A 20,862-nucleotide genomic window follows, 5' to 3' on the forward strand; every position below is an offset into this window, starting at 1 on the left:
GCCTGACGCGCTCGCGACAGCGCGGGCCGACATTGTCGGCAGACGCCGCACCAACTCCGACAAAACTTCGACACCGTCACGGTCCGACCTGCGGCCGCCCCTGGTCTCTGCAGCGCGCCCTCGGCAACAACGCCGGTGGCCTGCGGATCTGCCGCCGCCACCGCCAGCCGCGCCCCGATACGCACCCGATTAGAAGGGGCCTCGGACGGTCCGGGACGGTCACAGGCGGCAGCTATTGTCTAGGCGCATCGTGACCGCAGCGTCCGCAGACGATGAGGGGTAGGAGCGATGGGCGACAGCGACGAGATCAAGGCCGCCCGGCGTGACCTCGGCCGTCGGCTCGCGCAGTTGCGCAAGGCCGCCGATCACACTCAGCACAGCTTCGCCCGTCTCGTGCAGTACGCCCGCAGCTCCGTGGCGAACACCGAGACCGGCCACCAGTACCCCGACCGTGCGTTCTGGGCGCGGTGCGACGCCATTCTTCAGACCGGGGGCGTTCTCGCCGAGGAGTACGACCGCATCGCCGAGCGTGCCCGGCAGCAACGCCGCCGATCGGCGGTCCAGTCGATTGGGACCGGTCCCTGGCCAGTCGCCGTCATTCACACGCGCCCCGACGTCGGCAGCGACGACGACGGATCGGTCCTCTGGGAACACGAGGGCAGCATCGACGCCCGCCGGCTGACGCTGAAGTCCTGCAACGATAATGACGCCCGGCTGACGTACCTCGAAGATGAGGTGGGTCGGGCGATCGCCGACAACGAACGATTCACCCCGGCCGTTCTTGTAGCGCGCATGCGACCGCTGCGCATCTACGTCGACCAGCTCATGGGAGGCCGTCAGCACCCGCCGCAGCGTGTCCGGCTCTACAGCGTCGCGGCTTACATGTCCGGGCTCCTCGGTGCCCTTGCTCTGGATCTCGGCGCGTTCCGCGTCGCGCACGCCTACGCCGCGGAAGCGTTCGACCTCGCAGACGCTGCGCACCAGCCTGATTTGCAGGCATGGGCCCGCGCCACGCAAAGCCTGATCGCCTACTACACCGGCGACTATCACGATGCGCTGGCCTACGCGCAAGACGGCCTGCGCCGCGCCGGCACTGGCCCGCACAGCATCCGCCTCACGATCAACGGCAAGGCGCGCGCCCTCGCGCGTCTCGGCGACCGGTACGGCGTGGACAAGGCCGTCGACTATGCCTTCAACTCACTGTCCGAGTGTCCGTCCAGCTCCCAGGTCAGCGCGAGCCTCGCCCTCGGCGCGTACTGCCAAGCGAGGACAGCAGCGAACGCAGCAACCGCCTACCTGGCCCTCGGCTGCGGGACGGACGTCACCACCCACCTGGTCACGGCCATCGACGCATTCGACGCGGCAGCCCTCCGCGGCCCGCAAGCCCTCAGTCGCCTCGACCTGGCCACCGCCTATCTACGCGCCGACAACCCCGAACCCGAGCAGGCCAGCGCGCTGGCGCTGGAAGCCCTCACCCTCACCGCAGACCAGCGCTACGAATCGGTCAACCAGCGGGCGCGTCAGTTCCTCGCCACCGCGCGGCCGTTCGCCCAGCAGCCGCAACTGCGGCAAGTCGCGGAACTACTCTGCGACCGCATTCGGATCGGCGTCCGGACGCCGCCGGCCCTACCATCTCCGTCATGAGTAGCCGGGAACTGGCAAGCCTTCATCAGCGCTGGACCGCCTACCAGGAGCTGCCTGAACTCACCGAACACTGGTACTGGCGCCCGGGCTGGCGAGCCGACCGCCAGTTCTACACCTGGCACCTCACCTTTGAAGATCAACCTGAGCTCCAGCAGCTCGTCACCTATCTGCAGAGCCAGTTGGCGCTGCCCGGGCTCGACCTGGTGCCACTCGATGGCCTGCACCTCACCATGCAGGGCCTCGGGTTCACCGATGAGGTCAGCGACAAAAACCTCGACGCCATCGTCGGCGAGGCCCGTGAACGCTGCGCCAGCCTGCCACCCCTGGAATTTTCCCTTGGTCCTGTCGATCCCGACGCCGAAGGAATCGGCCTCCTGATCCAACCTTGGGACCAAGTCGAACGACTCCGCGCGAGCATCAGAGAAGCCATCGGCGCCGTGTGGAAGACCGTGCCGGAAGCCGCGCAGGGATTCCGGCCGCACGTCACCATCGCCTACAGCGGATCAGCGGCACCGACCGGCCAGATCCGGGACCGGCTCGCCGAACTGCGCCACCAGCCCCCCGCCCGCGCAAGGATCAACAAAGTCCCGCTGATCGCGCTACGACGCGACGGCCGCACCTACCGTTGGACAACGGTGGCGACGGTGCCGCTGACGGGACCTTGATCCCGGCCGGGATGTAGAAGCGAACAGCAGCGACCCAGCGGAAGTCGCAGGCCCACCACTTGTTTAAGCAGCAACATGCCGGTGGGTAGCACGCAGCGACGCGATACTCCCGATCCTCAGCACAGTGCGGAGAACCACTCTGGGGCAATAAACGCGCTTCACCGTGCCCGCCCCACGGGTCGTCGAGCGGGTCACCCAGCCCCGCGTGCCCACTACCGTCTCCCAGTGGGAGACCACCCTGGACGCGCTCGCCGGCCAGCTCCGCGCCGGCCGCCACGCGTGGGACCGCCACCGGATCCGCGACGCCCTCAACGGGGTGCTGCGCGCCCTCGGCGAGGACCCGCTGCCCGTCCCCTGGCCCATCAGCCCGCCGCCACCGGCGCACGCGGATCCGTCACCGCTGGCGCACGGCGATCCGGAGCTGGGCGCGCTCGACGACGCCGCCGCGGCCGCCGTGGCGGCCCTGATCGTCACCATCGGCGGCGACGAAACCGACACCACCCTCACCCGGCTGGCCGCACGCACCGGCCACCCCGCGCCCGCGATCCGCGACGCCTTGGCACACCTCGCTAGCCACCACCTCGCGGTGCTGCACCGGCACGGTCAGCCCGTCGACGACGTCGCCGCCCTGGCCGAACACGCCCGCTTCCGGCTGCAGCTGCCGACTACCGATCAGGCGTCGACGTAGTCCTCGGCGCCGGTCAGCCGCAGTGCCCACTTGTCGTGCTCCCGGCACAGGTCGACACGTCGCGACCAACGCAGTCATTTGCTGGCACACCGAGTACATGGGCCTGGCCGTCGACCAGCTGCGCGAAGCCGGCCGCGCAGTGGACGCCGAAGTCCTGGCGCACATCTCCCCGGCCCGCAGCTCGGCCGTGAACTACTACGGCTCCATCACCGTCGACTACGAACGCGAACTCGCCCAGCTCGACGAGCGGGGACACCGGCCGCTGCGGACCTCGGCCACCGACGACCCCGCAGCCGGGCTGTAGCGACGACCGGCCCCACCGGGGCGGCTCTGCCCAAATGACTTGCGCCCCCGGTGAACGGCACACTCCCCTCGGCAATCCATCAGAGCCGTGCTGGCATCGGCCGCCATGACCGTGGACAACATCGTCAGACTCACGAGCTACCTGCGGGCCCCTCCCACACCGAGGCGAACGCCGCTGCCCGCGTGACGGCGCTCGTCGGGCGTAGGGTTCCGACGGCGGCGATCGTCGCTACCATGCTGGACGACGAGTGGCTTGTCGAGATCGGGGTAACGGCAGCAGCCTGACAGGGTGCCGGCACTTGTGTTTCCAGTACTGATCAAGTTGGTCGACGAAGGGTCACGACGATGGGGCAGAACGACGATCGGATAAGGCAGATCGTGTCCTCCGGTGGTCCGTTTGAGGGCGTCTACGGTTATAGCCGCGCGGTGAGAGTCGCCGGGCAGGTGCATGTCTCCGGCACCACCGCCCAGCCGCCGCACCTGGATGGGGTGGACGCCTATGAGCAGGCAAGGGCCGCGCTCGCGATCATCGAGACCGCGCTGCGCGAGGCTGGTTCGAGTATGAAGGCGGTGGTCCGCACGGTCACCTACGTCACCGACATGACGGACGCGGAACTGGTGGCCAAAGCTCATAATGAGGCGTTTGCTCAGGTACGCCCGGCAGCCACTCTCGTGGAAGTGTCGCGACTGCTTGACCCGCGGATGAAGGTCGAAATCGAGGTCTACGCGGTCGAGCCAGACTGAACTGGTCCATTGACCCGGGCGACGTGACACTTCAGGGCGTTCCCAGATCAGCTCGGCGTAGCTGCGGCATGCACGAGATCGGCGACGGTGTCGGGAGGGATCGTCCATGGCCAGTGATGCTCGATCGTCAGCTGGCACGTCTTTGGGGGCTAACACACCCTTACCGCCAGCAGCAATGCCGGCAAGACCCCAGGTCAAGCCGGTCTCTCGGTGCGGCATCGGCTCCTCAGCTGCCAATACTTGACCGGGGTGCTGTGTTGGCTCCTGAGACGACGACGGTGGCCCCATCTGGGAAGGGTTCTGGGTGGGCGAGCAGCGCCGCGAGGGCGGTGGCTCCGCCGGGTTCGGCCACGATGCGTAGCCGCTGCCAGAGGAGTGCGCGGGCGGCCGCGATATCCTCGTCTGCGACGGTGAGGGTCTTCATGCCGAGTGAGAGGCCGACAGCGGTGGCTATGCGGCCTGCAACGCGGGCACCGACGCCGCGAACCTGGCCGCGATGCGCGCCGCCTCCAAGGATCTCAAGGCCGCCGCCCGCAGCCTGGTCAACCTCGGGAGGAAGATGCGCAACGTGCAGGCCTGCCTCGACGTCACCCAGTCGTAGCCCAAGCGCGGCAGCGGCTCCCGTATTCGGCCGCAGCCGTGGGAGTTGGCGAATTGCGCCGTGCCTGCCAGCGGTGAGGACGACAACGCGGAGGTTCACGCTGTCCGGCGTCGTCAGGTTGTTTCCTGCGCCTCATCGGCGGCAGACAAGGATGCCTCCGTGTCCGGAGATGAGGAAGGTGCCGTCTCGGTCGATCGCTTCGGTGAGGCGTTCGCGTACGCGGTGGAGGGTTGCTTCGAAGGGCACGCCGGTTTGGTGGGCCCATGCTCGGTATGAGGCAAGGTGGTCGAGGACTGGTTGGGGTTCGGTGACGGTGATGGTGCCGCGTAGGTCGATGAGGTGGATGTCGCTGACGTGGGGCCGTAGGCGGTCTTGGGCGTCGTCGAGGGGGAATCGGCTGCTTAGTGAGATGCGTCGTGGACCGTTGGGGGTGCCGAGGACGTCCGCTGCGGCGGCGGCCCAAAGGTCGTCGAGTTCGTGTTTGTCGTTGTTGGCGTTGGTGGAGACGACGAGGATGCCGCGTGGTCGCAGGATGCGGGTGAGTTCGGCCAGGCCGGCTTCGGTGTCGGTGATGTGGTAGAGCATGTGCATTGCGAGCACGGCGTCGACTGATTCGTTCTGCAGTGGTAGGGCGGCGGCGTCGGCGACCGCTACGGGTGGGGGTGTCTGTCGGAGGATGCCGACGGCTATGTCGATCCCGATGGTGGTGAGATCCGGGCGTCTGGTTCGTAGGCGTCGTAGGTAGTGGCCATTGCCGCAGCCGATGTCGGCGACGGTACCGGTTACGGTGGCCAGGTTCTCGATGACGATTGCGGGCAGGTCGTACGCCGGTGTCTGGTAGCGGTAGAGCGCCTGTCGGGCGGACAGGTGCTGCCCGCAGGCGTAGGCGGCGGTGGTGAGTACGATGCGGTCGGTCGTCGGTTCGCTACTCATACGGCCGCCCCATATCTTGCGGCTCTAGCCTGCGCGGCGGTGAAGGCCGTCAGGCTCTCCCGCACCCGGATGGCCTGCGGCGAACCGGCGAACCGGGGGTGGGCCAACCCGGTGGCGACGGCGTGGCCGCGTCGGACGAGGCTGGCCGTGCGTTGGCTCGGCGGGGTGGCGAGGACGGGTGCCAGTTCCGACTCGGCGCCGTCGAGGTCGTTGGCGGCGATGTGGGCAGTCGTCAGGTCGAGTCGTGCGGCGAGGACGTCTCCCACGGAGCGGTCCGCTGGTGCGCTTGCATGGTAGAGGGCCAGCGCGCGTCGGGACTCCTCGGTTGCACGCTGGAGCAGAGTGGGTTGGTTCAGGCTGAGCAGTGTCGTGCCTGCGTAAGCCGCCTGCTTGGCTTCGGGGAAGGTGAACAGTCCGCCGAGGTGATCTTCGTGGGCGAGGGTGGTCCGGGCGTTGTTGGCGGCGTCGAGCGCGGCCAAGGCGCTCGAAAGACGGTGTCGGCGGGCCTCGGCGCGGGCAACCAGGCTGAACAGCCTGACCATGATGGTTCCCTCGCGGGTGTATCGTGTGCCGTCCTCGGCGGCGGCGACGGCCTCGTCAATGCGTCCGTCCCAGTAGGCGATGAGGCTCTGCAGCGCCCGTACCCACGCCTGCATGCCCGGGTGTCCCGCGAGTTCGGCGCAGAGCCAGGCGGCTCGGGCGTGGGTGTCGGCAGAGGTGTAGTCGCCGAGGTCGAGACAGAGGTGGGCGGACAGCCCGGATAGTTGGCTACCGGCCAGGTGCAGGTCCCTCAGCTGGTGTGGGTACTTGTTTCGCAGGATGACGTCGGCCACGCTGCGGCGCAGGTCTCGTATTTCGTCGAACAGTTCCGCGAGGGGCCTCGATATGAAGGAACGGACGAGGCGACGGATGTCCGCCGAGATCTGGTCGATGGCGATGGGCTCGACAGCTGAGGCGGAGACGAGCCAGGTGAACCGGGCTGCGGATTGGGCGTCCCGCGCAACCGCGTCCTCCAGCGCGGCGGGGGCCGGAGGTTTATGCCAGATGACGATGGATCTCGCCGGGGTGGGTTCAGCGAGTTCCAGGTCATCGTGGTCGTGTGGCTCGAATGCGACAAGGGAATTCACCTGCGGCGGGTGCGGTTCGGCGGCAGCCGAAAGCGTCGCCTGTTCGCGCGGCTCCACGCCTTGGCTGCGGCCGTCTGTCTCAGCGGTTTCCCCGGAGGTGGTCTTCAATGGCGCGTGACGCCACTGCATGGGCGATTCGGTCGTCTGCGCCAACGCGCAGGAGACAGCCGGCACTGGTGTGTGATCCGCTGCTGGCTGCGGCGGAAATGCCATGAGCGTGGTGCCTCTCGCCCGCTGGTACTCGCGTTCTAGGGCCACGATGCGGTCGTAGCCGGCAGTGAGGATCCCGTCGGTGTGCAGGATCTCGTCGCAGCGTTGCCAGAAGGTTCGGTCCGGTCGCTGGTGGCCTGTTTCGGCGTTCGCGATCGTGCTGCGCCCGTACAGGGTGAGGGGTGCCAGTGTGTGCTGGGTGTGGCCGGCGGCCTTTCGCAGCGCGGCGAGTTGTTGGCCGAGTCTGCGCCGCGCTTCACGGATGTCGTGAGGGCCTACCGTGTCGACCACTTCCTGCCTCCCTAATCACGCAGCCCGCCGGCCCCTGATTGTGTTGCTGCTGGAGGTCTTGCGTGAACCCTGACACGGCCGCGCAGGTACGCGCGACCTCCTGAGGCCCGCACCAGCTGACCTCTCCGGGAGCGTGCTGCTGCAGTGAACACGCAGGTCAAAGCGGGGCGGGTGGGCGAGTGGGCTCCTGTGGTGGGCCAGCCGGAAGCGATGTCGGAGTTTTGTCGGACTTCTACGGCAAGCTGCCGGCACTGCGTGGGGGCCTTCCCGCTTCCAGTGATCCACGGCTGGTGGTGGCCGGTATGGCAACTTCGAACAGCTGCGTGGCTCCCAACAGTTGGCGCTGCACGATCTGGTGGTGGCGTTGGTCGGTGTCGGGCCGGTGGTGGCCGGCTGCGCCGGTGGTCAGGAACCACCAGGCGGCCCATACCCGGTGCCAGCCGAGCGCCCACTGTGCTGCGGGGAGGCCGCCTCGGTCGGTTGCCGCGGCGGGGTGGCCGCCGGCGCTGATGTAGTTGTGGATGAGCCGGGCGAGCCTGGCGGGTTTGGCAGGGGTGCGGGTGCCGAACCAGGTGGCCAGGTCGAGGAGTCCTGGGCCGGTGAAGGCTTTTGCCCAGTCGACGAGGTGGCATCCGGTTCGGCTGACGTGCAGTGAGGTGGGGTGGACCTCGCCGTGGCACAGCCCGAAGGGCGGCCGTTCTGCACCGTCCGCTCTCCTTCGGGCGACCTTGGCCAGCTTCTCCAGCAGTTCCTCGACGAGGTCGGTGTTGAGGAAGCGTGCCTGCTGTCGAAGAGCGGCGAGCGCGTCGAGTGCCTGCTCTGGCAGGCACGCCAGCGCCGCCTGGTCGAACGCCGGCAGCATGCTCAGGGGCGGGAGGGCGTGGACCTGGGCCGCGGCGGCTGCGGCCTCGGCCGCTGTCGGGGGCCGCAGCGGTTCACCGAGGTCGTCCATCAACATGCCCAGCGTCCCACGGCGTATCGCATAGCCGTGCAGCACCGGTACGTCCGCGTCTTGCTCGCCGAGTGCTCGCAGCACGGCGGCTTCACCGGCGAAGGGTGCCGCGGCGGCCTTGTACACGATGCTGCTGCCGTCTGCGAGGAACAGCCGCTCGACAGCGGACAGCTCCCACGCCTGGATGACCTGCCGCCCGGTCTGGACGTGCCCGGCGCCGGCGAGCAAGTCCCGCCGCAGCTGGTCAACGGTGCACTGGTCGAGTCCGAGTGTGCTCACCGCGTGCTCCCGGTTCGAATGCTGGTGTCAATCCGTTCGAGCAGGGTCAGCGTGACGTCGAGGCGCGCCGACATGCTGGCCGGCACCCGAGAGCGCGCGGCCTGCTGGAATGCCCGGAAGTGCGGCAGCAACGCGCGCAACGCCAGCCGTCGGGCAAAGAAGTCGGACACATTGCCGCTGCTGCGGGCGCGACGTAACAACGACCCCAGTGCGACGATCTTGTCCGCGGTGGACACGAGCAACACCGGCAGGTCGTCAACCCGCACGGGCGGGTCCGGCTCGTCGAGCGCGTGATGCTCGGCCTGCAGGGCGGCGATGATCCGCGGCACCTCCGACCCGTAACCGACGGCGAGCACCTCGTAGATGTCCGGGGTCGCCGGGGCGAAGTCCGGGACGTCGTGCAGCAACGCCGCCGCGACCAGGGTGGGCGGCGTGTCGGGGAGATGCTCGCCGACCGTCACCGCGACCTTCACCGCGTGCGCCAGGGCAGGGCGGTCGTCGATGATGTGCCCCGCGCACCACCGTCTCGCGTCCCGCAGCGCATGGTCGATGATGACGGGCCGGGGAGGAGATAAGACCGTCATACCCTGATACCTCCTAATTGCCGTAGCATCGGCGCCATGCCTGGGCCGCTACCACAGTGGTGTGAGCAGACGTGCGTCGTGTGTCCTGCCCAGCAGCTCGGGCCGGGCCAGTTCGACGTGGTCGACCGGCCCGGACCCGAGTTCGCCTACCACCCGGATATCGGTTGGCGGGTCACCGCAGACGGCGTCGCCGTCTGCGTCCACCCCTACCGGGTCGGGCTTCCACCCGGCCGGTACGCCTCACAGGGTGAACCCGTCCCCGCCGAGGCGCCGCGACCGGCACCGACTCCGGCAGCCCTTCAACTTCCTGCCGACCTGGTGGACCTGGAAGGCTGGCTCGTCGCCGTTCTCCGGGACACACCGCCGGAAGGGATCTTCGCCGCCGTCGCCCGCGCCGAACGGCTCGCCGGTGAACGCTTCGACCCGAAGCAGGTGGTGGCGGCCATGCGGCGGGTGCTGTCGGTGGAACTGGCTAACCGCTGACCCCAACCGGCACGGCGGGCGTCGGGCCTGGCTGGTCGAAGTCGAAGTCGTGGCTGCGGCCATCGCGCCCGAGACCCGCCGCCCGGTAGTGGGCGTTGAGCTGGTCCAGCCGCCGTGCCACCTCAGCGGAATCCAGCCAGTACCGCAGCGGCTGCTCACCCCAGCCGGCCGCGGCGTAGTAGGCGTCGGTGACGCACCCGCGGGTGTAAGTGAACTCCTCCAACTCCGTCGCGTGCGGGAACACCACCCCCAAGTCGGCCTGCATCCCGGACATCAGAGTGAACTGGGCCAGCACCGCGTGGACCATCTCGTCCACCGGCGCCGGCACCAGCAGCTCCGCAGCCTCCTCGTCGCCACCGGACAGCTCGAACACCGCCGCCTTCAACGCCAACACCCGCAACGCCTCCACCAGCAGCGGCCCCGCGTCCCGCTCCAGAGACCACCGACTGATCGCCGGATACCCGGTGAACGTCGCCCAGCAGCTCGAGTACTTCATCGACGAGCTGTGCAACCGGTCGAAGGCCGGATGCCGCCGCATACCGTCGAGAATCTCGGCGGCCCGACGGCCGACGGCTGCGGCCTCGGGCATGGATGAGTTGGCCATGGCACTTCCCTTCCACGGGACAACGGACACCTCGAGGCATCGCGAGCGGGAACTCGCGCTCCCCTCACCGCCGCTCCAAATCCGGAACGAACGATGACACCCTCATCACAGTCATCGATCTGACTTGTCGATAAGGCTTGTTCACGGCCTCCGACAATTCGCCGACAGCTCCTGCTGCCCAATCGGCGCCGTCGGCGGATCGTCGTGCAGGTCGGATCTCATGGGCCTGCGGCCGACGTCGCGCTGGCCCGCCGAACACGATCCGTGCTGGCGTCTGCCTCCGGCCACCTTCCCCGCTGCCTGGCGGCGGGACTCATCACCAGCCGCAGGGCATGTCAACGGATTGTCGGACCAGATGACCGACCTAGCCGACATCGGTCGCCCTCGCCTTAGGTGGCAGAAGCAGAAATCAGCGGCCCCATATGGCCTTCGAAAAGCAAGAGAAGGCAACCCCTGGACGCGAACTTGAAGGGCTCACGGGATGTTTGATCAGGATGAGCTGACCCGCTACGGCTACCGGCAGGAGCTCAGCCGGCAGTTGCGTTTTCGGGACCTGTTGGCCTATGGCCTCGTCTACATGGTGCCGATCGCACCGATGGCGATCTTCGGCAGCGTCTACGCCGGCTCCGGCGGGATGGTCGCCCTCGCCTATGCGATCGGCGTCGTGGCGCTGGTGTTCACCGCGTTCTCCTACGCGCAGATGGTGAAGGCGTTCCCGATGTCCGGCAGCGTCTACAACTACTCCGGCCGAGGTATCAGCCCACCCGTCGGCTTCCTGGCCGGCTGGGTGATCCTCCTCGACTACGTCCTCGTACCCGGGTTGCTGTATTTGGTGGCGTCGGTGGCCATGCACGCCACCGTGCCGGTGGTGCCGGTGTGGGCGTGGCTGTTGGGCTTCGTCGCGGTCAACACGGTCGTCAACTCGGTCGGGATCCGCATGACCGCGGTGGTCACCCGAATCATGCTGGTCGGCGAGCTGGTCGTCCTGGTCGTCTTCATCGCCGTCGCCGGCTGGGCCCTCGCCTCCGGGAAGGGCCGGTTCAGCTGGGAGGCTTTCTACGACGCAGACACCTTCACGTGGTCCCTCGTCGCGGGCGCTGTGTCGATCGCGGTGCTGTCCTTCCTCGGGTTCGACGGCATCTCGATGCTCGCCGAGGAAACCAAGGGTGGTTCACGGCAGATCGGCCGCGCCATGGCCGCCGTCCTGTTCCTGGCGGGGGTTTTGTTCATCGCGCAGACGTGGCTCGCGGCGATGCTCGTCCCCAACCCGTCCGGGCTGCTGACGAACGGGGATCCGAACGGCACCGCTTTCTACGACGCCGCCCAAGCCGCCGGCGGAGGTTGGCTGGCGACGCTATGTGCGGTGGCCACGGCGGTGGCGTGGGGGCTGCCGAACTCGATGGTCGCCCAGGTCGCCACCACTCGGCTGCTGTATGCGATGGCCCGCGACCGGCAGCTACCCGCCTTCTTGGCAAGGGTGTCGATCCGCCGGAGCGTGCCGATCAACGCCACCCTGCTCACCGGCGCCGTGTCCCTCGCCCTCGGCCTGTACATGGCCACCCGCTCTGACGGAATCACGCTGTTGTCGTCGTTGATCAACTTCGGGGCGATGGTCGCCTTCCTGGTCCTGCACGTCTCCGTGGTCGTACATCACCTCATCCGCAGGCGTAGCGGGAACTGGTGGGCGCATCTGGTGATGCCCGTGGTCGGGTTCGTGATCCTCGCCTACGTGGTGGTGAACGCGAACATCGCCGCCCAGCGCCTCGGCCTGGCCTGGCTCGCCCTCGGCGTCCTCGTCCTCGCCGGCCTCTACCTGTCGGGCCGCCGGCCGGTGCTCTCCGGGCTGGCACCCGCCCAGCCGCAGCAGCGCGACGTGGAGCGGGTGTGACCGCCATGGAGAAGATCACCTACCGTCCCGCGCGGGACGAGCTGGCCTACACCTTTGGCGGGCGGATGCAGGTCGCGCACCTGCGCTCCGGGGATGTGCTTGAGGTGTTCACCGAGGACTGTTTCGGCGGGCTCGTACGGGGGCCGGGGGATCTGCCGTCGCAGGTGTGCCGCATGCCCTACCTCAACCCTGTGTCGGGGCCGTTCTTCGTTGAGGACGCGGAGCCCGGCGACACCCTCGCCATCCACCTCATCTCGATCACCCCGGCGCGGGACTGGGGTGTGTCCTCAACGTTCCCGCACTTCGGCGCGCTCACGTCGACCTCGCACACCGCGACCCTGCAGCCGCCACTGGAGGAGCGGGTGTGGGTGTACGGCATCGACCGGCAGGCCGGGACCGTGCGCTTCCAGGCCACCGAAACCGACCACGCCATCGACATGCCCCTGGAGCCGATGATCGGCACGATGGGTGTTGCCCCCGGCGGGTTCGAAGCCCGCTCCACCATCGTCCCGGACACCCACGGCGGGAACCTCGACACCCCGCAACTGCACGCCGGCACCACCCTCTACCTCGGCGTCAGGGTGCACGGGGCGATGCTCGCCCTCGGCGACGGCCACGCCCGCCAGGGCGAGGGCGAAGCCTGCGGCGTCGGTGTCGAGATCGCCACCACCACAACCCTCGCCATCGAAGTGATCAAGGGCGTTGCGACGGTGTGGCCGCGCCTGGAAACCGACACGGCGATCATGTCGATCGGCTGCGCCCGCCCACTCGAGGACGCCTACCGCATCGCGCAGCACGACCTCGTCAGCTGGGTGGAGTCCCTGACCGGCCTGGAGACGCTCGACGCATACCAGCTCATCTCTCAGGCCGGGCGGGCGCCGATCGGCAACGTGTGCGACCCGAACTACACGGTCCTCGCCGCGGTCGACAAGGCGCTACTGCCCGCGCCTGCCACCCGCTATGGCGGGGTGCACGGCCGGCTGCGGCAGTCCGCGGCCGGGATGCGGTAGGGGCGACGGGGATGAGTCTTCCTCGACTGCCACTGCGGGACGAGCTGTTCCTGCTCGGCCACAACGACGACACCGGCCAGCCACACATTCACCGCCAGGCTTTGGCACTCGGGCTGGCCGGCGCGGTTCTGGTCGACCTGTTCCTGGCCGATCGGATCGTCCTCGATCCCCACGACGACCGTCCGGCCGGCGAACGGTGGCTGCGCCTGCACACCGATCAGCCAGTCGGGGACTTGATCGCCGACACCGCCCTCGCCGCCATCCGCTACGGGCGTACCGCCCCATCGGTGAAGGGGTTCCTGCGCGGCTTCTCCCCCGACCTGTACGAACGCACCCGCGCCGGACTCGTCGCCGCCGGCGTCCTCCGCCACAGCACACGCCGCCGCCTTGGTGGCCTCGCCCGCACCGACACCTACCTCGCCACCGACACCAAATGGGCGGTCGTCGCCCGAGCCCGGCTGCGGTACCTCGCCACCGGCCGCGACCAGCCCGACAACCACACTGCCGCCCTGGCCGGCCTGGTCGCCACTCTCGGCCTCACCGAGCACCTCTACCTCGACGACGACACCACCACCCTCACTGCGCGGCTGAAGACGATCGCCGGCCAGCACCACCGGACGGTGCGGGACATCACCGCCGTCGTCGACGCCGCGGTCGGTGACCTCGCCACCGCCACCTACCGCTAGCGAATCCAGAGGGGTATCAATCCGATGGACGCTCCGTTGCGTATCCGCGCCGCCCGCTGGACGGACAAGGACCTGGTCGCCGCGCTGATCGCAGACGCCCTGCACTCCAGTCCGCTCGCCATGTGGCTGGTGCCCGACCCAGATCAGCGGCGCCAAGTGCTGACCGATGTGGTCGGGATCTGGGTGGAACACGCGATGTTCTTCGGCGACATCCACCTCACCGACGACCTCACCGCCGCCACCGTCGGCTTCCATCGCTACCGGCCCATCCCACCACCGGCCAACTACCGCATCCGTCTCACCGACGCCGCCGGAGGCCACGCCGACCGGTTCGACCTGCTGGACAGCCTGCTATCGGTGAAACAGCCCACCGAACCGCACCACCACCTCGCGTTCCTCGCCGTCTCCCCCACCCATCAGCGAGCCGGCCGTGGCGCCGCGCTGCTGGCCCATCACCGCAGCCGCCTCAACCGCATCGACCTACCCGCCTGGACCACCATCCCCCTGGGCGGGGAACACCTGCTCGCCCGCTACGGCTACACACCCCGGCCGGCGATCACCCTGCCCGACGGGCCGACCCTGCTCCCGATGCGCCGCAACTCCCGCCGCGGCAGCGGCGCCATGCCGATCAACCCGGCCCGCCCGGTCGACAACCGCTGGCAGGACCTGCACACGTAGCCGCACAGCCGTCGCCACCGGCAAGTCGACCAGTTCCGTCTACCGCCAACTGAGCCACGACCTTCCCAACGGACCCCGCACCCCAATGGCCTTTCCTCGCAGACACCCTCCAGACCTGATCGACGCTGTAGTGCAGCGCGTCGCAGATGCCCGCACCATCAAGGCATACGGCGCGGTCACCACCGTCGCCCGCCAGCTCAACCTCGACCCGCGCCTCGTGCAGAAATGGGTCACCAAAGCCACCGCCCCACCCGCACCCCAGCCGGGCAGGCCGGCCGCCGACTCGTGGGAGGCGTACCTACCGACAGGGCTGCTGCACTGCACGTTCTGCCACCAACCCATGGAACAGGCCGAGCTGCACGATTCCATGCGGGGCTACCAGTGCCAGGCGGGCTGCCGGCCCCGACCCCTCGACGCCGCGCACATCGCCGACACGGTCGGCCGGGCGATCCTGCGGCACACGCCGCGGATCATCCCCGCCGGCAGCACGCCGACACCCCCACACCTCGCCGCGATCCACGCCCACCGCGTCTTCGCCCGCATCACCATCGGCGCGACGTTCACCGACATCACCCTCACCTGGCGTTCCACTCCCAGGCCCGTGGCCGACCGGCTCGAGGCCGAACGCGCGCAGCGTGTCGCCACCGCCCGCAACCTCGCCCTCAGCGACCCACTGCGCGCCCGGCAGCTCCTGCACGACAGCCTCGCTGGCGTCGACCCCGCCACCGCGCCCGCCCACCCGCTGCACGCCGAAGCCGCCGCGCTGTTGGCGGACCTGCTATCCCGGCTCGGTCACCCGTCCGACGCCATTGCTTGGACCACCTACGCCCACGACAGCACCGTCCGCCTCCACGGGCCCACCCACCCACGGAGCCTGCACGCCCTCCATCTCCACGCCGCCGTCCATCGGCAGGCTGGACACCACCAGCGTGCCTACCACCTCTACCGCCAACTCGCCGAACACCTCGCCACGACCGACGGCCCGCACACCCACCAGACCCTTGCCATCCACGCCACCACCGCCCTCATCCTTCACGACCTCGGCCACTGCCAAGCCGCCCGCACCCTCCTCGCCGACACCATCACCACTCATCGACGCGAACATCCCGATCACCCGGCAACCGGCCGTATGACCCAACACTTGACCCGCATCTGGAACGACTGTGCCACCAAAGGCCACCACCACGACGACACCTGACCACCCGGACCGCCAACGGGCCTTGGACGTCGGCGCTGGGGCCGGTCCCCCACTCGGCACCTGGATCAGCAGCCAAGGTCCGGCGTACGGCCTCTGTGAGCCCGGCCCGTCCATCGCTTTTGGGTCGACGTGTCGCGTGGTGCGACTGCTACCGGATGACTAAGCTTGGCGATCGTACGTTTGTACTAGTCGGGAGAGTGCCGTGCGGTCCGTTGAGCCTGTGAGCCTGGGGTGGATCTTCCGTCCAGAGCGTGCCGACAACGCTAAGGAGCACGCCGGCAAGCAGGTTCGCTTCGTGGGCACGGCGCTCGACGAGAGCGGCCAGGTTGAAGTCGTTCTGAGTGACGGGACATGCGTGCGGGCGTACCGCCACGAGGTCATTCCCGGGTAGCGGCACTCCACGGAATCTGCCGCTGTCGCCCCTGATCGGCTGACTACTGATCCGGCAGGGCGCTGGCCCAGACCTACACCCACGGCGAGCCGCCACCGGCGATCGACTCCAACTCGTTCACGCCGTTCACATCCGCGTCGAGCAACTCGCCCAACATGAGGGGCTCTGGCATGCTCTCCTGAAGCCGGCGGCTGCTCATGACGCCTGGCTACCGGACCGCGCGGTCGGCGGCATGAGAGTGAATTGATCTCGATGGTCAGTCGATTGCGTCTGCCGACAGCGAACGGGCTCACGCCAGCGTCGGAGCGGCACACACAATAGCGGCAGGTTTGAAACGTCGGTGCTCAGTGGCGTTCGCGGTCGGTGATCGGGAGGTGCTGGCGTGGCGGAAATCGCGCAGGTGTGGAGTGCGGCGGACTGGCGTGGCAGCCAGGTCGCCGACGATCCGGGTTGGCGGTTGCCGCTGAGCAGTGCCCAACAGGATGAGGTGCTGGTCGCGCTGGCGGTGGCTCAGGGCGCTGATGTCCCGCTTGACAGCGTTTCGCGTGAGGTGTTCCCGCTGCCGACACTGGGTGTCGAGTTGCGGCGACTCGCGGATGATGTGGTGCACGGCCGGGGGTTCGCACTGGTGCAGGGCGTGCCGGTGGACGCGCTCACCGAAGAGCAATGTGTGCTCGTCGCGGTGGGGATCTCCGCCTACATCGGCGACCTCGTGCCGCAGGGGCCGCAGCGGGCACCGGTCGTGCACGTACGTGACGGAGGCGCCGACGCGGCGTCCTCGATTACGCGCAGTTACCAGCACAGCGGCAGGCTCGGCTTCCACGCCGACCCGACCGATGTCGTCGCGCTGCTGTGTCTGCGGCCGGCTCGTTCCGGCGGGCTCAGCGCGATCGTCAGCTCGGTCGCGGTGCACAATGCGCTCGTGGCGGCACGTCCCGACCTGGCGCGGCTGCTCTACGAGCCGTGGTGGTTCGACCGACGCACCGGTGACGGTCCGGACAGCTTCTACCAGCAGCCGGTCTACGCCATCGGGACCGACGGCCGCCTCAGCACTCGCTACGGCCCGGACTACATTCGCAGCGCCCAGCGGGGAGCCCACGTACCGGCACTCGACGCCGATCGGGTGGAGGCCATGGAGGCTCTCGACCGACTCAACCACGCTCCCGACTTCCTGCTCACCATGGAGCTGCGTCCGGGTGACCTGCAGTTGCTCAACAACCGTGTCATCCTGCACAGCCGTACCGCATACGAGGACCACCCGGAGCCGGAGCGCCGTCGGCACCTCCTCCGACTGTGGCTCGACATGTGACGGCGCAAGCAACGAGCCACAACGGCTCCCCCTCCCGCGCGTCACTGATCGTCCGCGATTTGCCACAGGTCTGGTGACCGTCGACCCGACAGGTGACTCGCCAAGAGCAACCTCCGCCAAGCGGGTAGCGCTCGGTCAGCGGCAGAAGCGGACGTGTCCTTTACCATCTCGCCACCGCCATCGTCCAGCGAGGAGCGCGATCTGCGTCTTCGGGCGCTAAACGGCCTCGTCCATGGTGGTGCGGCTTGCGATAGCATATCGAGCGTGGCCGAGCTAGCGATCTCGCGAACCTTTCTCGCCGCCTATGCCGAATTGCCCAGAGCGGACCAACGCAGGGTAGATTCAGCCTTAGGGAGGCTAGACTCATCGCGGGATGCCATCCATCTTGAGACCTACCCGCTCGCCCGCGACTCTCGCGTCCGCACATTCCGAGTAGACCAGTACTATCGGGGGGTTGTGCTCGCGCTCGGCAAGGACATCAATATTCTCCTGACGGTCAAGCCCCACGACGAAGCCATCAGCTATGCCAACAGCCTCTTGCTTACCGTGAATCAAGGGCTCGGTGTATTCGAAGTGCGTGACGACGAACGTTTAGCTGCGCTTCAGAGCAAGGAGCCATCAACCGAAAGAGGCCTGTTTGCGGAGGTGTCAGACAGCGACCTATTGCGCCTGGGCGTCGAACCAGACCTACTCCCAACTGTGCGGGCAATTACCACGGAGCGACAGCTAGAGGGGCTAGCGGACGTACTGCCAGATATGCAGTTTGATATCTTACTCGGCCTTGCTACGGGAATGTCTGCCGACGAAATATTTGCCGAGCTGGCCGACAGACTTCTAACGGATGTCGATCCCAGTAACTTGCCTGAAATTTCCCGTCGATCCCGCATGAAGATCGTGGATGACATCGATGACGCGCGACGCATCATTGATCTACTCTTTTCTCTGCAGCAGCCCGCCACCCATGACAATGCGATCCACTCGGATATCGGCGATGAGTTGCCCCCAGCTGTCGACGGTAGACACATCGACAGCGTAACTGCTTTCTTTAATAAGGTGCTCGATTCACTCGGGCCACCTCCCGACCCGGCAGATTTCGAACAGGATGGGCGGTCGCCAGTTCCTCTTTCTCCGGTGGTTGCGCGGTGACCGCCCAGTGGACCTCGTTGGACCCCTGGGATAAGGCGGCACGATGGCTCAAGGTCGCTCCCGAACTCTCGGCGGACATCGTGGAAATGGCAAAAGATCAGGCGCATCACGCAATGGAGATTGAACGCCAGCGCGCCCTCTTGGACGATGACCTGCGCCGCAGGGAGGCCGCCCACCGCGAACTCATGGACAGGCGCCTTTGGTGGACTCAGATGACTGGAGTTGCTCTTAATTTCATCTGCCTCATGACACTGGTGGTTGTCGCCATTAGGGTCGGCGATGAATCTGTGCTTGCAGCCATATCGGTGCTCGGCGCCGGCGGTGGGGTGACTGCCGCGTCGTGGGGGGTGAGCGCACATTTGCGCAGGACGTTTCAAGGCAGTTTTTCCCAGGAAGAATCTTCATTGGAGAAGTCGATTCAATAGACTCTCCCTACATTCGCTTCCTACCGCCTCAACCTAAGCCGCGTCAGCCCGCCAGATGGAACGCTGCGCCCTCCCGTCGCAGGTGCGCGCTAGGCGGGAGAATCGCCGGGGCCCTAGTTGTTCATGTCGACAGGTACACGTTGTGAACACAAATGCACTCACATCGGCCAAATCCGGAATTCTCCGCACTAGGATGCGCCACGGTGACGGCTACCGGGAGTGGCGGACTTGCCAGCATCGACGCGCCTTGTCTGCGGCATGAGAGCGAACCGGATCAAAGGTGGGTTGGTCGCCCGCGTATGCGCGCGGTTGGCGGCATAGCGTGGGCGTGCGAGTCCTTTCTGGCAAGGCGAGTCAACGGCCGCCGAAAACTTGATCTTGCCATTCACTCAGGACTTGGTCACTAATGTTCGCGCCGAACTGGCGAAGCAGTTGTTGCGTGATCTGCATGCCAACTCGGCGGGGATCCTCGATTAGGCGGGCCGTTTCAAGGGTCTCGATCGCTTCCAGCGTCCGAGCGTTCACGACGTAGTTGGCGTTCAGTTCGCGGTGAGGACTGCCAGATATCAGCTGCCTACCGCCGATTTGGGCCAACGCGACAGAGATGGTGACCGTTTCGCACTCCAGCCGAGTTCCAATTCGGGCGGCAAATTCGGCCACCTCAACCGAATAGAGAAGAATGTCCCAAACGGCAACAGCTCCAGAGGCGTTTGGAACATACGGCTTGAGGTATTGGCTTTCCTCAAGGTCGGTAGCCAGTGCGCGCCGATGTAGGAATTGGCCGCTCGTGCACGCACGCCACGCTTCGAGGTGCGGGACACCCCCCGGTCCTATATCTTGACCGATCCATGCTCCGTGTCGCATGATCGGGGTACGGCTATCCACGAAGGGAACGGGCCAGCCACGAAGTCGGACGACGTTCTGCAACACATATTCTTCAAGATTGGCCGGAGATACGCGATCGCGCGTGTAAGGACCAGGCTGGATGGCAACGTCCGTATGGCCCAGGCGCAGTACTTGTTCTGCCACGGTTGTCGGATTGGCCCAAGCAAGCTCGGCTTCCTTTAGGAACTGCTCCCGTTCGGCTTCCTCAACAGTCCCAGCAGTCAAGTGGACCCCAGCCACGCCGGCTCTGCGGACGAACTCTCGTACGCCCTTGGTGATTGCCAGGTCGAGCACTTCACGCATTTCAGTTGAGGACGGAACGGGGACGGACTCTGGCTTGCCGCGTGGACGTACGTACGTCATGCCTTTCTGCAGGATGCCTGGGTAGTCTCGCCGGCACAGGTGAGGAATATCCTCGAACTCCGCAACTTCAATCGCCACCACATCGATCCCGTTGACAAGTCGGATCGGATAGAGATGGAACGCGACTGGCGGGTCGGCATAGCGAGCCAGCGCGTCGTTGACGTTATCGAAGTCGGACCACCCGCTAAGTTGCGTGGCGCTCAGGCCGGGAAGCATATCGACCATGCGTGTGTCATCGATACCGACGCAGATCAACCCTCCATCTCGGAGGTTGCCGAGTGCAATCGCTGCTCGGGCAACTCTTGCGCAGTAAGCCTTGTCGTCTAGGTCACCCGGGCCTTTGACCTCAAACGAACGAACTTCATGACCAAGGGCCAGGAGCTGCTGTACGTCATCGGGCGTGACCACCAGGTGAGAATACTCCGGGTCCACCGGATCACCGAGGCACGTGGGCGGTAGCGGCAGGAGCACGACCTCGCCGCAGAACCGCAGCACGCGATAGCCGTGTTCCTCACCAAGATCGGCGATGTCAGCGCCGCACGCTTCGAAGATCCGCAGCTCGAGCAGGCCGACAGACGTAGTCGGCCGGCGGGTGCAGAAGGATCTGGTCGATTACGCGGTCAACAGTATCTTGACGCGCCGCAGAGGGTCGGGCGAGCGTTGTGTGCGGCATAGAAAGGCGTTCTGCGTGTCGATGCAGGACGTAGGAACGTCCCCCTGATGCGCTTGTCGGGCTTGGTGTCCCATCGCAGGAGGAGGACGTTCATGGGTAACG

At 67.1% G+C, this 20,862-nt stretch carries 21 protein-coding genes; 15 read left to right on the forward strand and 6 right to left on the reverse strand.

Translation table 11 applies throughout. The features are described from left to right. The first annotated feature begins 288 nt into the window (after positions 1–288). The 5 genes from ABZ783_RS33815 to ABZ783_RS33835 all read left to right on the forward strand — a co-directional run bounded on the left by ABZ783_RS33815 (position 289) and on the right by ABZ783_RS33835 (position 4,044). On the forward strand, positions 289–1,644 hold the full coding sequence (locus ABZ783_RS33815) for a helix-turn-helix transcriptional regulator (protein ID WP_357445993.1): 1,356 nt from the start codon (positions 289–291) through the stop codon (positions 1,642–1,644). Further along, positions 1,641–2,309: a 2'-5' RNA ligase family protein gene (locus tag ABZ783_RS33820; RefSeq protein WP_357445996.1), complete on the forward strand. Its 669-nt coding sequence runs from the start codon at positions 1,641–1,643 to the stop codon at positions 2,307–2,309. The genes ABZ783_RS33815 and ABZ783_RS33820 overlap by 4 nt, the downstream gene beginning before the upstream one ends. A 163-nt stretch (positions 2,310–2,472) precedes the next feature. Then, on the forward strand, positions 2,473–2,997 hold the full coding sequence (locus tag ABZ783_RS33825) for a hypothetical protein (protein ID WP_357445999.1): 525 nt from the start codon (positions 2,473–2,475) through the stop codon (positions 2,995–2,997). A 22-nt stretch (positions 2,998–3,019) separates the two neighbouring features. Continuing rightward, positions 3,020–3,301, forward strand: a complete 282-nt coding sequence (locus ABZ783_RS33830; RefSeq protein ID WP_357446002.1) for a Tn3 family transposase — start codon at positions 3,020–3,022, stop codon at positions 3,299–3,301. Positions 3,302–3,645: 344 nt separating this feature from the next. After that, on the forward strand, positions 3,646–4,044 hold the full coding sequence (locus tag ABZ783_RS33835; protein WP_357446005.1) for a RidA family protein: 399 nt from the start codon (positions 3,646–3,648) through the stop codon (positions 4,042–4,044). A gap of 733 nt (positions 4,045–4,777) precedes the next feature. Here ABZ783_RS33835 and ABZ783_RS33840 read toward each other — a convergent pair. The 4 genes from ABZ783_RS33840 to ABZ783_RS33855 form a co-directional block, all read right to left on the reverse strand. Further along, positions 4,778–5,578 carry a methyltransferase domain-containing protein gene (locus ABZ783_RS33840; RefSeq protein ID WP_357446008.1) on the reverse strand — a complete coding sequence of 267 codons (801 nt, stop codon included), beginning with the start codon at positions 5,576–5,578 and terminating at the stop codon, positions 4,778–4,780. After that, complete coding sequence (locus tag ABZ783_RS33845; protein ID WP_357446011.1) at positions 5,575–7,206, reverse strand: helix-turn-helix transcriptional regulator; 1,632 nt, start codon at positions 7,204–7,206, stop codon at positions 5,575–5,577. Before ABZ783_RS33845 ends, ABZ783_RS33840 begins: the two co-directional genes overlap by 4 nt. Positions 7,207–7,438: 232 nt before the next feature. Further along, the gene (locus tag ABZ783_RS33850; RefSeq protein WP_357446013.1) at positions 7,439–8,386 is read right to left on the reverse strand and encodes an aminoglycoside phosphotransferase; all 948 of its coding nucleotides are present in this window, start codon (positions 8,384–8,386) and stop codon (positions 7,439–7,441) included. Between the two features lie 47 nt (positions 8,387–8,433). Continuing rightward, entirely contained in the window at positions 8,434–8,910 is a 477-nt protein-coding gene (locus ABZ783_RS33855) for a metal-dependent phosphohydrolase (RefSeq protein WP_357446015.1), read from the reverse strand. A gap of 147 nt (positions 8,911–9,057) precedes the next feature. On the opposite strand from ABZ783_RS33855, the gene ABZ783_RS33860 reads away from it, so the two are divergent. Further along, the gene (locus ABZ783_RS33860; RefSeq protein ID WP_357446017.1) at positions 9,058–9,504 is read left to right on the forward strand and encodes a hypothetical protein; all 447 of its coding nucleotides are present in this window, start codon (positions 9,058–9,060) and stop codon (positions 9,502–9,504) included. On the opposite strand, the gene ABZ783_RS33865 is transcribed toward ABZ783_RS33860, so the two are convergent. Next, entirely contained in the window at positions 9,494–10,108 is a 615-nt protein-coding gene (locus tag ABZ783_RS33865; RefSeq protein WP_357446020.1) for a hypothetical protein, read from the reverse strand. The two genes, ABZ783_RS33860 and ABZ783_RS33865, sit on opposite strands and share 11 nt — an antisense overlap. A gap of 481 nt (positions 10,109–10,589) precedes the next feature. On the opposite strand from ABZ783_RS33865, the gene ABZ783_RS33870 reads away from it, so the two are divergent. The 9 genes from ABZ783_RS33870 (at position 10,590) to ABZ783_RS33910 (ending at position 18,839) form a co-directional block, all read left to right on the forward strand. Then, the gene (locus ABZ783_RS33870) at positions 10,590–11,996 is read left to right on the forward strand and encodes an APC family permease (protein WP_357446023.1); all 1,407 of its coding nucleotides are present in this window, start codon (positions 10,590–10,592) and stop codon (positions 11,994–11,996) included. Continuing rightward, complete coding sequence (locus tag ABZ783_RS33875; protein ID WP_357446026.1) at positions 11,993–13,006, forward strand: acetamidase/formamidase family protein; 1,014 nt, start codon at positions 11,993–11,995, stop codon at positions 13,004–13,006. The genes ABZ783_RS33870 and ABZ783_RS33875 overlap by 4 nt, the downstream gene beginning before the upstream one ends. Before the next feature lie 11 nt (positions 13,007–13,017). Next, on the forward strand, positions 13,018–13,692 hold the full coding sequence (locus tag ABZ783_RS33880) for a GPP34 family phosphoprotein (RefSeq protein WP_357446029.1): 675 nt from the start codon (positions 13,018–13,020) through the stop codon (positions 13,690–13,692). 24 nt (positions 13,693–13,716) lie between these two features. Beyond that, on the forward strand, positions 13,717–14,370 hold the full coding sequence (locus ABZ783_RS33885) for an N-acetyltransferase (RefSeq protein ID WP_357446032.1): 654 nt from the start codon (positions 13,717–13,719) through the stop codon (positions 14,368–14,370). A 130-nt stretch (positions 14,371–14,500) separates the two neighbouring features. After that, positions 14,501–15,568 (forward strand): hypothetical protein, encoded by a 1,068-nt coding sequence (locus tag ABZ783_RS33890; protein WP_357446035.1) that lies wholly within the window; start codon positions 14,501–14,503, stop codon positions 15,566–15,568. Between the two features lie 202 nt (positions 15,569–15,770). Beyond that, positions 15,771–15,959: a hypothetical protein gene (locus tag ABZ783_RS33895; protein WP_357446038.1), complete on the forward strand. Its 189-nt coding sequence runs from the start codon at positions 15,771–15,773 to the stop codon at positions 15,957–15,959. A gap of 382 nt (positions 15,960–16,341) precedes the next feature. After that, positions 16,342–17,268 (forward strand): TauD/TfdA family dioxygenase, encoded by a 927-nt coding sequence (locus ABZ783_RS33900; RefSeq protein ID WP_357446041.1) that lies wholly within the window; start codon positions 16,342–16,344, stop codon positions 17,266–17,268. 264 nt (positions 17,269–17,532) lie between these two features. Continuing rightward, on the forward strand, positions 17,533–18,414 hold the full coding sequence (locus ABZ783_RS33905; protein WP_357446044.1) for a hypothetical protein: 882 nt from the start codon (positions 17,533–17,535) through the stop codon (positions 18,412–18,414). Then, positions 18,411–18,839, forward strand: a complete 429-nt coding sequence (locus ABZ783_RS33910; protein WP_357446047.1) for a hypothetical protein — start codon at positions 18,411–18,413, stop codon at positions 18,837–18,839. Before ABZ783_RS33905 ends, ABZ783_RS33910 begins: the two co-directional genes overlap by 4 nt. A gap of 354 nt (positions 18,840–19,193) precedes the next feature. On the opposite strand, the gene ABZ783_RS33915 is transcribed toward ABZ783_RS33910, so the two are convergent. Continuing rightward, positions 19,194–20,495, reverse strand: a complete 1,302-nt coding sequence (locus ABZ783_RS33915; protein ID WP_357446050.1) for an RNA-binding domain-containing protein — start codon at positions 20,493–20,495, stop codon at positions 19,194–19,196. Positions 20,496–20,862 lie beyond the last annotated feature (367 nt).

Origin of the sequence: Micromonospora sp. NPDC047738 (genome assembly GCF_040642675.1) — a bacterium.
In the GTDB taxonomy this organism is placed as follows: Bacteria; Actinomycetota; Actinomycetes; order Mycobacteriales; family Micromonosporaceae; genus Micromonospora.

Bases quoted from the DNA above. Each gene is read 5' to 3' on its own strand.
- ABZ783_RS33815 (WP_357445993.1), top strand. From the start codon at position 289: ATGGGCGACAGCGACGAGATCAAGGCCGCCCGGCGTGACCTCGGCCGT.
- ABZ783_RS33820 (WP_357445996.1), top strand. From the start codon at position 1,641: ATGAGTAGCCGGGAACTGGCAAGCCTTCATCAGCGCTGGACCGCCTAC.
- ABZ783_RS33835 (WP_357446005.1), top strand. From the start codon at position 3,646: ATGGGGCAGAACGACGATCGGATAAGGCAGATCGTGTCCTCCGGTGGT.
- ABZ783_RS33840 (WP_357446008.1), bottom strand. From the start codon at position 5,578: ATGAGTAGCGAACCGACGACCGACCGCATCGTACTCACCACCGCCGCC.
- ABZ783_RS33860 (WP_357446017.1), top strand. From the start codon at position 9,058: ATGCCTGGGCCGCTACCACAGTGGTGTGAGCAGACGTGCGTCGTGTGT.
- ABZ783_RS33865 (WP_357446020.1), bottom strand. From the start codon at position 10,108: ATGGCCAACTCATCCATGCCCGAGGCCGCAGCCGTCGGCCGTCGGGCC.
- ABZ783_RS33870 (WP_357446023.1), top strand. From the start codon at position 10,590: ATGTTTGATCAGGATGAGCTGACCCGCTACGGCTACCGGCAGGAGCTC.
- ABZ783_RS33880 (WP_357446029.1), top strand. From the start codon at position 13,018: ATGAGTCTTCCTCGACTGCCACTGCGGGACGAGCTGTTCCTGCTCGGC.
- ABZ783_RS33885 (WP_357446032.1), top strand. From the start codon at position 13,717: ATGGACGCTCCGTTGCGTATCCGCGCCGCCCGCTGGACGGACAAGGAC.